This window comes from Streptomyces piniterrae (assembly GCF_005048155.1).
In the GTDB taxonomy this organism is placed as follows: Bacteria; Actinomycetota; Actinomycetes; order Streptomycetales; family Streptomycetaceae; genus Streptomyces; species Streptomyces piniterrae.
Genome location: NZ_SUMB01000004.1, coordinates 782689 through 796453, shown reverse-complemented (window position 1 = coordinate 796453; position 13765 = coordinate 782689). Strand labels below are relative to the sequence as shown.

At 71.8% G+C, this 13765-nt stretch carries 8 protein-coding genes; all 8 read left to right on the top strand.

The window, feature by feature from the left end; genetic code table 11:
* Positions 1–602: 602 nt before the first annotated feature.
* The 8 genes from FCH28_RS16080 to FCH28_RS16045 all read left to right on the top strand — a co-directional run bounded on the left by FCH28_RS16080 (position 603) and on the right by FCH28_RS16045 (position 13764).
* Entirely contained in the window at positions 603–2081 is a 1479-nt protein-coding gene (locus FCH28_RS16080; protein WP_136740531.1) for a sugar transferase, read from the top strand.
* 82 nt (positions 2082–2163) lie between these two features.
* Positions 2164–3498 (top strand): nucleotide sugar dehydrogenase, encoded by a 1335-nt coding sequence (locus FCH28_RS16075; protein ID WP_136740530.1) that lies wholly within the window; start codon positions 2164–2166, stop codon positions 3496–3498.
* Positions 3488–4753: a glycosyltransferase family 4 protein gene (locus tag FCH28_RS16070; RefSeq protein ID WP_136740529.1), complete on the top strand. Its 1266-nt coding sequence runs from the start codon at positions 3488–3490 to the stop codon at positions 4751–4753. Before FCH28_RS16075 ends, FCH28_RS16070 begins: the two co-directional genes overlap by 11 nt.
* Positions 4750–6117 carry a Wzz/FepE/Etk N-terminal domain-containing protein gene (locus tag FCH28_RS16065; RefSeq protein ID WP_136740528.1) on the top strand — a complete coding sequence of 456 codons (1368 nt, stop codon included), beginning with the start codon at positions 4750–4752 and terminating at the stop codon, positions 6115–6117. Before FCH28_RS16070 ends, FCH28_RS16065 begins: the two co-directional genes overlap by 4 nt.
* Positions 6114–7649: a Wzz/FepE/Etk N-terminal domain-containing protein gene (locus FCH28_RS16060; protein WP_136740527.1), complete on the top strand. Its 1536-nt coding sequence runs from the start codon at positions 6114–6116 to the stop codon at positions 7647–7649. The genes FCH28_RS16065 and FCH28_RS16060 overlap by 4 nt, the downstream gene beginning before the upstream one ends.
* A 3-nt stretch (positions 7650–7652) precedes the next feature.
* Positions 7653–9575, top strand: a complete 1923-nt coding sequence (gene asnB / locus FCH28_RS16055; RefSeq protein WP_136740526.1) for an asparagine synthase (glutamine-hydrolyzing) — start codon at positions 7653–7655, stop codon at positions 9573–9575.
* Between the two features lie 17 nt (positions 9576–9592).
* Entirely contained in the window at positions 9593–11791 is a 2199-nt protein-coding gene (locus tag FCH28_RS16050) for a bi-domain-containing oxidoreductase (protein WP_136740525.1), read from the top strand.
* The gene (locus FCH28_RS16045; protein ID WP_136740524.1) at positions 11788–13764 is read left to right on the top strand and encodes an alginate lyase family protein; all 1977 of its coding nucleotides are present in this window, start codon (positions 11788–11790) and stop codon (positions 13762–13764) included. Before FCH28_RS16050 ends, FCH28_RS16045 begins: the two co-directional genes overlap by 4 nt.
* Position 13765: the final 1 nt, after the last annotated feature.

Below are 13765 nucleotides of genomic sequence, written 5' to 3'. Positions count from 1 at the left end.
GCGTCATCGGGCCCCGGGGGAGCCAACAGGGCCTTGGCGCGGCCCAGTTGTCGGCGCCGTGGCGCCTCGGGGGTGCCGCTGCCGGCGGCCCCGAGGACTCCCGTCATCGCAGGTCACCAGGTGTGTCTTCGTCGTCAGGCGCCCGTAGGTGGTGACCGGTCGGTGGATGCGGCCGCAAAGTCCGGGCACAAGTTGCACACATCCCCTCCACATGCTGGCCCCGATGGTCTAGATTGACCGTGCTTCAGCTGGTCGGTTCACAAAGCGACCAGTAATGATCTATAGGTCATGATCAATTCTTGGAGCCCGAGAGGGGGCTTTGGGTGCGGGGAGCACCCAAGGTTTCGACGGGTCTCCGCGCTTCTTGAGTCGAGAGTCCGGCAGGACGTGCAAGTCGCCTGCCGTCACAGTGGGTTGTTCAAGTGGCACTGAGATAGGCGGTATGTCGTGTGCGGGGGGCGGGGGCCTCCCGAGGGGTGGAACAGCGCGGCGCGGAGGGCGGGGGCCTTCCGAGGGGTGGCACAGCGGGGGGCGGGGGCCTCCCGGGGGGAGGAACCGTGTTGGGCGAACACGTCGAGCCTGCTGGTGACCCGGGGGGGTCTGTGCAGCAGGGGGAATTAGTCAGCTTGTTTCCCTCGGCGCGCGGGCGTCTGGGGAACGTGGCGATCGGCCGGCCCACGAGCGACTGGGAGCAGCGGTACCGCCGTACCGTGATCATCAGCGACACCGTGGCAACCGCCTTCGTGGTGGCGGCGATCGGCGGCTTCTTCGGGGTACGGGACGCGGCCAACTGGCACGAGAAGTGGAGAATTCTCGCCTTCGGCACCGAGCTGCTGGTGCTGGGTGCGCTTGCGGTGAGCCGGGCGTGGGCTCCGGCCGTGCTCGGCCAGGGCGCCGAGGAATTCCGCCGGCTCGGACGCGCACTGTTCACGGCGGTCGTCGTACTGGCGCTCGGCGGGATCGCCCTCACCTCGCGCAATATCAAGCTCTGGATCTTCGTCGCGATCCCGGCGATCGCGCTCATCACCATGACCGAGCGGTATCTGCTGCGTCTCTGGCTGCACAAACAGCGGAAAGAGGGTCGGTGTCTGCGCCCGGTGCTCGCTGCCGGGAGCCTGGCCACCGTGCGCGACCTGATCACCCGGACGCGCAAGTTCCCGCACCTCGGCTGGCGGGTGGAGGCGGTGTGCACGGCGGACGGTCTGGGGCTCGCCGGTGATCAAGTGGACGGAGTGCCGGTCGTCGGCCGACTGGCGGACGTTGCCAACCACGTTCGCCGCGACGGCTACCGGGTCGTCGCGGTCACACCGGATCCGCACTGGTCACCGGACCGGCTGCAGCGGCTGGCCTGGAACCTCGAAGGCAGCGATGCCGAGATGGTGGTGGCCCCCGTCCTGATGGAGGTGGCGGGACCGCGGCTGCACGTCGACGCGGTGCTCGGGATCCCGCTGCTGCGGGTCAGCATGCCGACCTTCACCGGGGGCCGCCGGGCGGTCAAGGAGGTCGTCGACCGGATGGGCGCGGCGGTCCTGCTGATGCTGTTCGCGCCGCTGATGGTGCTCGTCGGGCTGCTCGTGGTGGTGGACAGTCCGGGTGGGGCGGTCTACCGCCAGCGCAGGATCGGCAAGGACGGCCGCGAGTTCACCATTTTCAAGTTCCGCACCATGGTCGCCGGGGCCGACGGGGTGCGTGCCGAGCTGGCCGACCGCAACGAGGGCGCAGGGCTGCTGTTCAAGCTCCGCCGGGATCCGCGGGTGACCCGGTTGGGAGCGGTGCTGCGCCGGTACTCGATCGACGAGCTGCCGCAGCTCTTCAACGTGCTCACCGGCTCGATGTCGCTCGTCGGTCCGCGGCCTCCGTTGCCGGAGGAGTCCGCTGCGTACGGCCCGGACATCCGGCGGCGGCTGCTGGTCAAGCCCGGACTCACCGGTCTGTGGCAGATCAGCGGACGCAGTGACCTGCCGTGGGAGGAGGCGGTCCGGTTGGACCTGCGGTACGTGGAGGACTGGTCGCTCGCCCTGGACGCAGTGATCTTGTGGAAGACGCTGCGTGCGGTGGTCTACGGGCAGGGGGCCTACTGATGCCTGGGGGGCTGCGGCTCAACGGTCCCATCGACGCGCGGATGGCAGGCCACAGGGGCCTGCCAGGGGGGAAGGACGGGTCATGAGAGTCAGCGTTTTCGGGCTCGGCTACGTGGGCTGTGTGTCGGCCGCGTGCCTGGCCAGCATGGGGCACGAGGTCATCGGGGTGGACGTGAACCAGGTGAAGGTCGACCTGGTCAACGACGGCAGGGCCCCGGTGGTCGAGGAGCGGATCGGCGAGCTGATCGCCGAGGTCGTGCGGACCGGAGCGTTACGCGCCACCGGCGACGTCCGCGAGGCGATCATGGAGAGTGAGGTGTCGCTGGTCTGCGTGGGCACGCCGTCGGAGCCCAACGGCAGCCTGTGCACCACGTACTTGGAGCGGGTCACCGAGCAGATCGGCGCCGCGCTGGCCGAGGGGGCCGAGCAAGGGGGGCGGCACACCGTCGTGTTCCGCAGCACCATGCTCCCGGGCACCTGCCTGAACCTGCTGGTACCGATCCTGGAGAAGTCCGTCGGCGGCACGGCCGGGGCGGACATCGGGGTCGCGGTCAACCCGGAGTTCCTGCGCGAGGGCACCAGCGTGCGGGACTTCTTCGACCCGCCCAAGACCGTCATCGGCGAACTCGACGCGGCGAGCGGCGACGTGGTGGCGGCACTGTACGACGGCCTGCCCGGCGAGGTGTTCCGGGTGCCGGTACCGACGGCCGAGGCGATCAAGTACGCGGACAACGCGTTCCACGGCCTCAAGATCGGGTTCGCGAACGAGCTGGGCGCGGTGTGCCAGGCGCTCGGGGTGGACTCGCACCAGGTGATGGACGTGTTCCTGGCCGACCGCAAGCTGAACATCAGCCCCGCCTACCTGCGGCCCGGCTTCGCCTTCGGTGGCTCCTGCCTGCCCAAGGACCTGCGCAGTCTGGTCCACGCGGCGCGGCGGGCCGACGTCTCGGTGCCCATCCTCGCCCATGTGCTGCCCTCCAACTCCGACCATCTGCAACGCGCGGTGGAGCTGGTCGAGCGCACCGGCAAGCGCAAGGCGGGCCTGTTCGGGTTGTCCTTCAAACCCGGCACCGACGACCTCCGCGAGAGTCCGCTCGTCGAGCTGGCGGAGAGGCTCTTCGGCAAGGGTTACGACCTCAAGATCTACGACGCCAATGTGAGCCTCTCCCGGCTGCTCGGCGCGAACCGCGAGTACATCGAGACCCGGCTGCCGCACCTCGCGCAGCTGCTCGCGGACTCCGTCGACGAGGTGCTCGAACACGCCGAGGTGTGCCTGGTCGGGACCAGGGATCCGGCCGTGCTGTCGGCGCTGCCCCATGGCGGCGCTCCCGACGGCCCGGTGATCGTCGACCTCGTCCACCTTCCCGACGCCGAGGCGCGCCGGGCCGAACCGGGGTACATGGGCCTTGCTTGGTAACGCGAACAGCAAAGACCGGCCGGACCGGCGCGCGCTGATCCTCGTGGAGAACTTGTCGGTGCCGTTCGACCGGCGGGTGTGGCAGGAGTGCACGACGCTGCGCGACGCGGGCTGGGAGGTGCACGTCATCTGTCCCCGGGGGAGCAAGCGGGACACGGAGCCGGAGGCGGTGATCGACGGGGTGCGGATCCACCGCTACCCGTTGCGCGCGGCCACCGGAGGTCCGGCCGGCTATCTGCGGGAGTACGGATCGGCGTTGTGGCATACCGCCCGGCTGGCCCGGAAGGTCGGCCCGGTCGACGTGGTGCACGCCTGCAACCCGCCCGACCTGCTGTTCCTGCCGGCACTGTGGCTGAAGCGGCGCGGCGCGCGGTTCGTCTTCGACCAGCACGACCTGGTGCCCGAGCTGTATCTCTCCCGGTTCGACCGCGGCGAGGACCTGCTCTACCGCGCCGTGTGCGCGCTGGAACGGCTGACCTACCGGGCCGCGGACGTCGTGCTCGCCACGAACGAGAGCTACCGGGCCGTCGCGGTGCGCCGTGGCGGCCGGCGGCCGGAGGACGTGTTCGTGGTGCGCAGTGCGCCCGCGATCGAGCGCTTCCAACCGGTTCCGCCCGAGGCGGAGTTGAAGCGCGGCAAGCCCCATCTGCTGTGCTACCTCGGCGTGATGGGTCCTCAGGACGGCGTCGACTACGCCTTGCGGGCCCTCGCCAAGCTGCGCGACGAGCTCGGGCGGACCGACTGGCATGCGGTGTTCGTCGGCTCAGGCGACGCCTTCGACGCGATGGTGGAGCTGTCCCGGCGGCTCGGGCTCTCCGAGCAGGTGCAGTTCACCGGGCGCGTTCCGGACGCCGACCTGGTGCGCTACCTGTCCACCGCGGACGTATGCCTTTCCCCCGACCCGCGCAATCCGCTCAACAACGTGTCGACCATGAACAAGGTCCTGGAGTACATGGCGATGGGCCGGCCGATCGTCTCGTTCGACCTCCGGGAGGCGCGGGTCTCCGCCGGTGACGCCGCCGTCTACGCCACCGCCAACGACGAGGCCGAATTCGCCGAGCTCATCGCGCTGCTGCTGGACGATCCGGAGAAGCGGGCCCGGATGGGCAAGATCGGCCAGGAGCGGATCGGCGGGCCGCTCTCCTGGCGGAACTCGCAGGCGTCGCTGCTCGCCGCCTACGCCGCTGCCTGCCGTGACCACACCCCGGTGTCGGCCGCCGACCGGTTCCGCACAGGGAAGAGGCCGCGCCGTTGAGCGATGACACGGTACGCCTGGCCACGATCGGGCGGATTCTCCGTCGGCGCCGGCGGCTTCTCGCCGTCCTCGCCGTGGTGGGCGCCCTCGTCGGCTACGGCGCCTCGGTGCTGTTTCCGCCGCGCTACACGGCGTCGGCATCGGTACTGCTGCCGGGACAGTGGGAGGAGCGCGAGCTGCTGACCCAGGCGGAGATCGCGGCCAGTTCGGTGGTGGTCGACCGCGCGGCCGCCACGCTCGGCTGGACCGGCGTCGGCGGCGCCGAGCTGCGGGATCGGGTGAGCGCCAAGGCCGCCGACGGGAACATCGTCAAGATCTCGGGTACGGCCGACACCCCGGAGCGCGCGCAGCGGCTCGCCGACCAGGTGGCCCGGCAGTTCGTCACCTTCGCCGCGCGGATCGCAGGCGACAACAGCGACCCCGACGCGGCGGCGGGGCCCGAGGCGCTGCGGCAGAAGGTGGCGCAGGTCGACCGCCGCATCACCGACCTGGCCAATGCGGCCGATCCGGGGCGGACCGTGGAGAGCGTGCAGGCCCGCACCGGGCTGGAGCAGCTGCGCACCGCGCTGCAGGAGGCCATGAAGAAGCTGGACGAGGCCGACCCGGCGACCAACAAGGCCAACATGGTCGTCATGGGTCCTGCGGCCCGGCCGACCGGCGAGGCACCGCCGACGAGGATGCAGCTCATCGCCGCCGGGGCGCTGCTGTTCTTCCTGCTCGCGGTCGTCGGCCATCTCGCCGCCGCACGGATGAATCGCCGACTGCGCACCGAAGCGGAGATCGCCGCGGCGCTCGGCTCGGCGCTGCTGGGTACCGTCGACGTGCCCGGTGAACGGCCCGCGCACCGGCCGAAAGGTGGTGGCCCGCGGGCCTGGATCCGCCGGCTGCTGGGCGTCGACACCCGGTGGGACATACCCACCCCGCGGATGTCCGGCGACGAGGCCGGCAGGCGGATCCGCTACCGGCGGGTGTGCGCTCGTCTCCGGGACCAGCTGCCGGCCCCCAGGCGGCTGCTGGTCGTCGTACCGGACGGCGACGAGATCGCCCGCCGGGCCGCCGGGCAGCTCGTCGCCGAGGCCGAGTGCGAGCCGCTGCTGCGGGTGGCGGAGGTCTCGGTGGACCGGCCGATGGTGCCGGACCGCGACACCGAGTCCGGTGCCCTGGTCGTGCTCAGCGCGGGCAGCTGGACAGCAGGGGAGCTCGCCGGCATCGCCGAGGCGTGTGCGGACGCCAGGTATGAGGTCGTCGGCGTCGTCGTCGCCGGCACGGTCCGGGCTCGTCCGACGCGGTCTGCCGGTCATCCTCCGGCCGACGTCACTCCGGTGCTCGCGGTTCGCGGCCACGCGGCGGGAGGTTCCGAGTGACGACGAGCGCTACGCAGCAGACACAGCAGTCGTCCGCCGCCGCTCCGCTGCTGGACCTGCAGGCGCTGGTGGTGGCGGTGCGCAGGCGTCGCCGCCTCTGGTGCTCCCTGGCGCTGCTGGGGCTGCTGGTGGGTGCGGCGGTGGCGGTCCTGCTGCGGCCGTCGCCGGCCGCGGTGACCAAGGTGCTGGTCGCGCATCAGGAGGACCAGCCGAACGACCCCGGAACGCTGATCCGCACCGACGTCGAGCTGCTGCGGACCACGCGGGTCGCCGAGCCGGCCCTGCGGTCCCTCAAGTCCCCGGAAAACCCGGAGGACTTCATGCGGGACTACCGGGGGACCGGCTTGACCAACAACCTGCTGCAGATCGATGTCACGGGGGACAGCGACGCGGAAGCGGTGAGTCGAGCCAGGGCGCTGGCCGAAGCGTTCGTCGCGGACCATGTGAAGCGGATGGGGGAAGCCGCGAACGCCGAGGCCAGGACCCTGCTCGACCAGCGTGACCGGCTGCGGGACGAACTGGCCCGGGTCAACAGGGCGATCGGAGACCGAACGCCGGAGAGCGACCCGAAGGAGTCGGCGAGCATCGAGTCGCTCTTCGCCCGCCGGGCCGAACTCAAGTCGAAGATCGCCGATTTCGACCAGCGCGCCGCGGAGGCACGCATCGGCACGCCCCGACTCATCACCGGCACACAGATCGTGGACGCCCCGCGCGTGGTGCGCCACTCCCTGCCCAGGGCCGCTGCCACCAACGCCGCGATCGGGCTGGTCCTCGGGCTGGTCCTCGGGCTCGCGCTGGCCGCGGTCGGCGCGGTGGTGGCGGACCGCCCCGTGCTGCGCCGGGAGATCGCGGCGAACCTGGGCGCGTCGGTCATCGCGGAGCTGCGCCGTGTGCCCCGCCGGCCGGCCAGGCCGTGGCAGCGCCGACGGACCCGGGCGGCACGCGAACGGCTCACCGCGACCCTGGCCCGCACCGTGCGCGGCTCCGCGGGACCGGTGTCGCTGCTGGAACTGGGCTGTGCGCACAGCACGAGCGTGATCGCCCTGGACCTGGCCGGGGCCCTGGCGGCGGAGGGTCCCGTGGTCGTCGTCGACGGTCTGCCGGGACCGCAGCTCGCGGGCCGCCGCCAGAAGCCGGGAGACCCGGACGTGGTCAGCGGCGAGCGTGCCGCGGCCGTGCCGCAGCACGTGCGCAGGATCGGCGTCGGCTCGGTAGCGCCCGGCGCGGCGTGGACCGACCTCCAGTACCTCGGCGGCCGGACCGTGCTCGTCTTGCGTGCCGGGCACGGCAGCGCCGCATGGCTGCACACCGTGGCGCGGCAGCTCGACGACCTGTGCATTCCGGTGATCGGGGTGGTGCTGATCGACCCCGATCCGGGGGACCGGACCGACGGCACGCTGTGGGACGGGCTGCACATCGCGTTACGGGGCCATGGCGAGAGGCCGGCCAGGCAGAACGAGAGGGGCCGGCTGCGGACGGAGCGGCCGTCATGGGCCGTACGGGTCCCGGACACCGACCAGGAGGCGCGGTAAGACGTGTGTGGCATAGCAGGCACCTACCGATGGCCGGACGGGAAGGTCGTGACCGACCGGTTCACCGACACTCTCGCCCACCGCGGTCCGGACGGGGCGGGCCGGTACAGCCACCCCGCCGGTGACGGCGAAGTGCACCTCGGGCACCGGCGGTTGGCCATCATCGACCTGTCCGAGAACGGCGCCCAGCCGATGGTCTCGGGCGGCCTCGTCCTGACGTACAACGGCGAGTTGTACAACGCGCCCGAGCTGCGTGCCGAGCTGGCGGCCGCCGGGGTGCGCTTCCGCGGTACCTCCGACACCGAGGTGCTGCTGGAGGCCTGGCGGCGCTGGGGCACGGACTGTCTGCCCCGGCTGCGCGGCATGTTCGCGTTCGGGATCTTCGACGAGCGCACCGGTGAACTGGTGCTGGCCCGCGACCAGTTGGGCATCAAACCGCTGTTCCTGCTCCGGCGCGGCGCGGGCCTGGTGTTCGCCTCCGAGCTCAAGGCGCTCGCCGCCGCCACCGGCGGGTCCCTGGAGGTGGACCATGCGGCGCTGGTGGCCTCGCTGCTGTACTACTGGGTGCCGGATTCGCGCTGCGCGTTCCGCGAGGCGGAGAAGCTGCCGCCGGGGAGCTGGCTGCGGTGCCGGCCCGACGGGCGGGTGGAGCGCGGCCGGTACTGGAACCTCCGGGATGTCGCCCATGAGGCCCGCAACAGTGAGCCGCCGGACCTGGCCGCCATCGTCGAGGAGTCGACCCGACGCCATCTGCTCTCCGACGTGCCCGTGGCGACCTTCCTCTCCGGCGGCCTGGACTCCAGCTACCTGACCGCGCTGGCGGCCCGCGACCGGCCCGGGATCTCCGCGTACACGATCGGGTTCCGCGCCGAGGACGCCAAGTTCGAGGCGATGCCGGACGACCTGCGCTATGCCCGGCAGGTGGCCGAGCGGTTCGGCGTCGACCTGCACGAGATCGAGATCGCCCCGAACGTACTCGACCTGCTGCCGCAGATGACGTACCACCTGGACGAGCCGATCGGCGACCCCGCCGCGATCAACACCTTCCTGATCTGCTCGGCCGCCCGGGAGGCCGGGGTGAAGGTGATGCTCTCGGGGATGGGTGCCGACGAACTGTTCGCCGGGTACCGCAAGCACCTGGCCAACCTGCTCGCGCTGCGCTACCAGCGCGTCCCGCGGCCCGTGCGGCGCGGTCTGTCCGGGGCCGTGGACCGGCTGCCGGTCGCCACGGCCCGCCGCGGGTACCGGTCGGTGCGGTTCGCGAAGCGGTTCCTGTCCTTCGCCGACCTGCCGGAGGAGACCGCGTTCCGGCGCAGCTACACCATGTACGACCAGGATGAGCTGCTCGCCCTGGTCGATCCGGACCTGGCCGGGACGGTCGACGACGTGCTGACCGAGCATGCCGACATCTACCAGGACAACGACCTCGACGACTTCGTCAACCGCATGTGCCTGGGCGACGCCCGGATGTTCCTGCCGGGCCTGAACCTCGCTTACACGGACCGGTCGAGCATGGCCGCATCGACCGAGGTGCGGGTGCCGTACGTGGACGTCGAGGTGGTGAAGGCGGCGTTCGCCGTGCCCGGCAATCGCAAGATCGTCGGACGGCAGGGCAAGGCCGTCCTCAAGGAGGCGGCCACCTCGGTCCTGCCCCGGGAGATCGTGTACCGGCCCAAGGGCCTGTTCAGCGCCCCGCTGCGCGCCTGGATGAGCCGGGACCTGGCGCCGCTGGTGCGCGAGGTGGTCAACGACGGCGAACTCGTCAACTCCGGGCTCCTGCGCCGCGACGCGCTGGCGCGCATGGTCGCCGAGGACGCCGCCGGGCAGCGGGACTTCTCCAAGCATCTGTGGCACGTACTGACCCTCGAGTACTGGTATCGCGGCGCGACCTCTGGGTCCGGCCAGAGCACTCGGTTATCGGCTTAGGAATCAGAGGAGTTCGGGTGAAACAGGTTGTGCAGAACTACAAGAGCGGCGAGTTGACGGTGCTCGACGTGCCGGTGCCGGGGTGCAAGCCGGGCGGTGTGCTGGTCCGCAGCGCCTACTCGCTGATATCCACCGGGACCGAGCTGATGAAGGTGTCCGAGGCCGGCATGTCGATGCTGGGCAAGGCCCGCTCCCGTCCTGACCAGGTGGCCAAGGTCATGCAGAGCGTGGCCACCAACGGGCTGCCCGCCACCTACCGCAAGGTGATGGGCAAGCTGGACTCCTATACGCCGCTGGGCTACTCGCTGTGCGGGGTGGTCGAGCAGGTCGGCACCGGGATCGACGAGGTGAAGGTCGGCGACCTCGTGGCCTGCGCCGGCAACGAGCACGCGCTGCACGCCGAGCTGAACTGGGTGCCGAAGAACCTCTACACCCCGGTGCCGGACGGCCTCGCGCCGCGCCACGCGGCCTTCGGCACCGTCGGGTCGATCGCGTTGCAGGGCGTCCGCCGCGGCGAGCCACAGCTCGGCGACGTGGCCCTCGTCATCGGCCTCGGCCTGATCGGGCAGCTGGTGGTGCAGCTGCTGGCCGCCTCGGGAGTCCGCGTCGTCGGGGCCGACCCCGACCCGGAGCGCTGCGAGCTCGCCGCGCGCCTGGGCGCCGCGACCTGCGGCGATCCCGCGTCCGCGGCCGTGGAAGCCGCCGTCGCCGAACTCACCGGCGGCCATGGCGTGGACCAGGTGTACCTGGCCGCCGGCGGCGGCAGCAACCAACCCGTCGAGCTGGCCGCCCGGCTGAGCAGGGACCGCGGCCGGGTCGTCGACATCGGCAAGTGCCGCCTGGACCTGCCCTGGAACGCGTACTACGAGAAGGAGCTCGACGTCCGGTTCTCCCGCTCGTACGGCCCCGGGCGCTACGACCCGGAGTACGAGCTGGAGGGCCGGGACTACCCGATCGGCTATGTGCGCTGGACCGAGCGCCGCAACCTGGCGTGCTTCCTCGATCTCCTCGCCCGCGGCCGCGTCGACGTGGAGCCCTTGGTCTCCCACATCGCCGACTTCGATGACGCCGTGGAGACGTACCAGCGCCTGAAGGAAGGCGAGTTGAAGGCCGTGGCCGTGCTGTTCCGGTACCCCCAACAGGCGGTGGAGGCCGAGGCCCCGGTGGTGGCCGTTCCCCCGGTGAACGTGAAGCGGAGTCCGGCCCGGCCCGCCAAGACGCCGGTGCGCCTCGCGTTCGTCGGCGCCGGTAACTACGCGACATCGATGCTGCTGCCGCACCTGGCACAGCGCGACGGCGTCGAGCTGTCGACCGTCGTCACCACGACGGCGCTGTCCGCGGCCAACGCGCAGCGGAAGTTCGGCTTCGCCGAGGCGACCACCGATCTCGACGCCGTGCTCGGCGACAAGTCCATCGACGCGGTGTTCGTGGTCACCCGCCACAGCTCGCACGCCGAACTGACCCGAAGGGCACTGCTGGCCGGCAAGGCGGTGTTCGTGGAGAAGCCCCTGGCCCTCACCGAGGACGAGCTGGCCGGCGTGCTCGCGGCGGTGGAGGAGTCCGGCAACGACCGGCTTCAGGTGGGCTTCAACCGCCGGTTCGCGCCGCTCTTGCAGGAGGCCGGGAAGCGGTTCGGCACCCGGACCGGACCGGCGAGCCTGCGCTACCTGGTCAACGCGGGCCGGCTCCAGCACGGCAGCTGGTACCTCCAACAGGGCACCGAGGGCTCGCGGTTCGCCGGAGAGGGCGGGCACTTCATCGACACGGCGAGCTGGCTGCTCGGGGCCGACCCGGTCTCGGTGTACGCGGTCACCACGTCAGGCACCGAGGGCGGCGGTGACATTCAGGCCGTGCTGCGCTACCCGGACGGGTCCACCGCCACCATCAGCTACGTCACCACCGGTCCGGCCGGCTTCCCCAAGGAGACGCTGGACCTGGTCGCGGACGGCAAGGTGCTGCGGCTCGACGACTTCGTCCGTGCCTCGCTGTATTTCGAAAAGAGCACAGCCGGCCATAAGCGGTGGGTCAGTTCGCGGCTGCCCAAGGCCCGGGACAAGGGCCAGGAGGCCGAGCTGGCCGCGTTCATCAGGGCCGTGCGGACCGGCGGGCCGATGCCGGTGCCGCTGGAGTCGCTGGTCGCCACCACGGCGGCCACCCTCGCCGTGCAGGCCGGCCTGGTCGGCGGTGCGCCGGTGACGCTGGCGAGGGCGCGATGACGGCGAACTCGGGGAGTCCGGGCTGGTACCTGCGGCGGCTGTCCCGGATGGGACCGCGGGAGGTCGGCGGCCGGGTGGGCGACGCGGTGCGCAGGCGGCGGTGGCGGTCGGCGCCGCCGGACTGCCCGAGCGTGACCGGCGCCCGGTTCACCGCGGTACTGCCCGCCCAGGCGATCGCCGCGGTGCCACCGGACGCCGCGAAGCGGCTCATCGCCGAGGCGGACCGGCTGATGGCCGGGCACGCCGAGTACTTCGGGGTGGAGCGGGACGACCTGGCCGACCCGGACTGGTGGTACGACCCGAAGACCGGGCGCCGGGCTCCATGGGGCTATGCCTTCGACGTGCCGTACCGGAACGAGGACGCGGTCGGGGACATCAAGCAGATCTGGGAGCTGTCCCGGCATCAGTACCTCACCGTGCTCGCCGCCGCCTACGCGATCACCGGGAACGAGCGGTACGCCGAGCGCGTCGCCGAGCATCTGCGGCTGTGGTGGGCGGCCAACGCGCCGCTGCGCGGAGTGCACTGGGTCAGCGGCATCGAGCTGGGGATCCGGCTGCTGTCCTGGGTGTGGATCCGCCGGCTGCTCGACGGCTGGCCGGGCGCGGCCGCGCTGTTCGAGGGCAACCCGGTGGCGCGGAACCAGATCTGGCACCACCAGCGCTGGCTGGCCGCCTTCCCCAGCCGGGGGTCTTCGGCGAACAACCACGTCATCGCCGAGGCCGCCGGGCAGTTCGCCGCGGCCTGCGCGTTCGGGTGGTTCCCCTCCTCGGCGCGTTGGCGAGCCGGCGCGCTGCGGTCGCTGGAGCGGCAGCTGCGCGGCAACACCTTCGACTCGGGCCTCAACCGGGAGTTGGCCACCGAGTATCACGGACTGGTGCTGGAGCTCGGCCTGGCCGCGGTGGCCGAGGCGGATGCCGCCGGCGTGCCGGTCCCCGCGTCGATCCGGCTGGTGCTGCTGCGGATGACCGACGCGCTCGCGGCCGTCGTGGACAACCGGCTGCGGCCGCCGCGCCAGGGGGACGCGGACGACGGTCACGGTCTGGTCGTGGACGGCGCGGGTACCGACCGCTGGGCCTCGCTGCTGGCCACCGGGGACGCCGTGTTCGGCCGCCTCGACTGGTGGCCCGAGGTGACCGGCACCGATGTGCGCACCCCGCTGCTCGCCGCGCTCGTCCGGCCGTACGCGAAGAACGGCACCGCACCGGCCGTGACCCGCGCGGCGAGCCGACCGGCCCACTTCGCCGATGCGGGCATGACCATCCTGCGTGGCCCGGAGGGGATCTGGTGCCGCTGCGACGGTGGCCCGCACGGCTTCCTGTCCATCGCCGCGCACGCCCACGCGGACGCGCTGTCCGTGGAGGTCCGGCACGACGGGGTCGACGTGCTCGCCGACCCGGGGACGTACTGCTACCACGGGCAGCCCGAGTGGCGGCAGTACTTCCGGTCGACCCTCGGCCACAACACCCTGCAACTGGACGGCGATGACCAGTCCGCCTCCGGCGGCCCGTTCCTGTGGACCCGGCAGGCCCGCACCCGCGTCCTGACCGCGATCACATCCCACCAGGGTGTGGCCCGCTGGTGCGCCGAGCACGACGGTTACCGGCGCACCAGCGGCGCAGTGCACCGCCGCCGGGTGGAACTGACCGCCGCGACCCGGGAGTTGCGGGTGGTCGACGAGGTGCACGGCCCGCGCCGGGCCGCACGCCTCGCCTTCCACCTCGGCCCGGCGATCACCGCGGACCTGGTGGACAACCGGGCGGTGCTCACCTGGACCCGGGACGGCGAGCCGCGCTCCGCGGTACTCGACCTGCCCGAGCAACTGTCCTGGAAGGCGCATCGCGGCGAGAGCGAACCGCCACTCGGCTGGTACTCCGCCGGCTTCGGGCGCAAGGAACCCGCCACCACGCTGGTCGGCACCGGCTTCACCGACGGCACTGAGGGGTTCACCACCGTACTCAGGTTCCGCGGCTAGG

Excerpts from the sequence above, each read along its gene's own strand:
- FCH28_RS16075 (WP_136740530.1), top strand. The coding sequence starts at position 2,164 with ATGAGAGTCAGCGTTTTCGGGCTCGGCTACGTGGGCTGTGTGTCGGCC.
- FCH28_RS16045 (WP_136740524.1), top strand. The coding sequence starts at position 11,788 with ATGACGGCGAACTCGGGGAGTCCGGGCTGGTACCTGCGGCGGCTGTCC.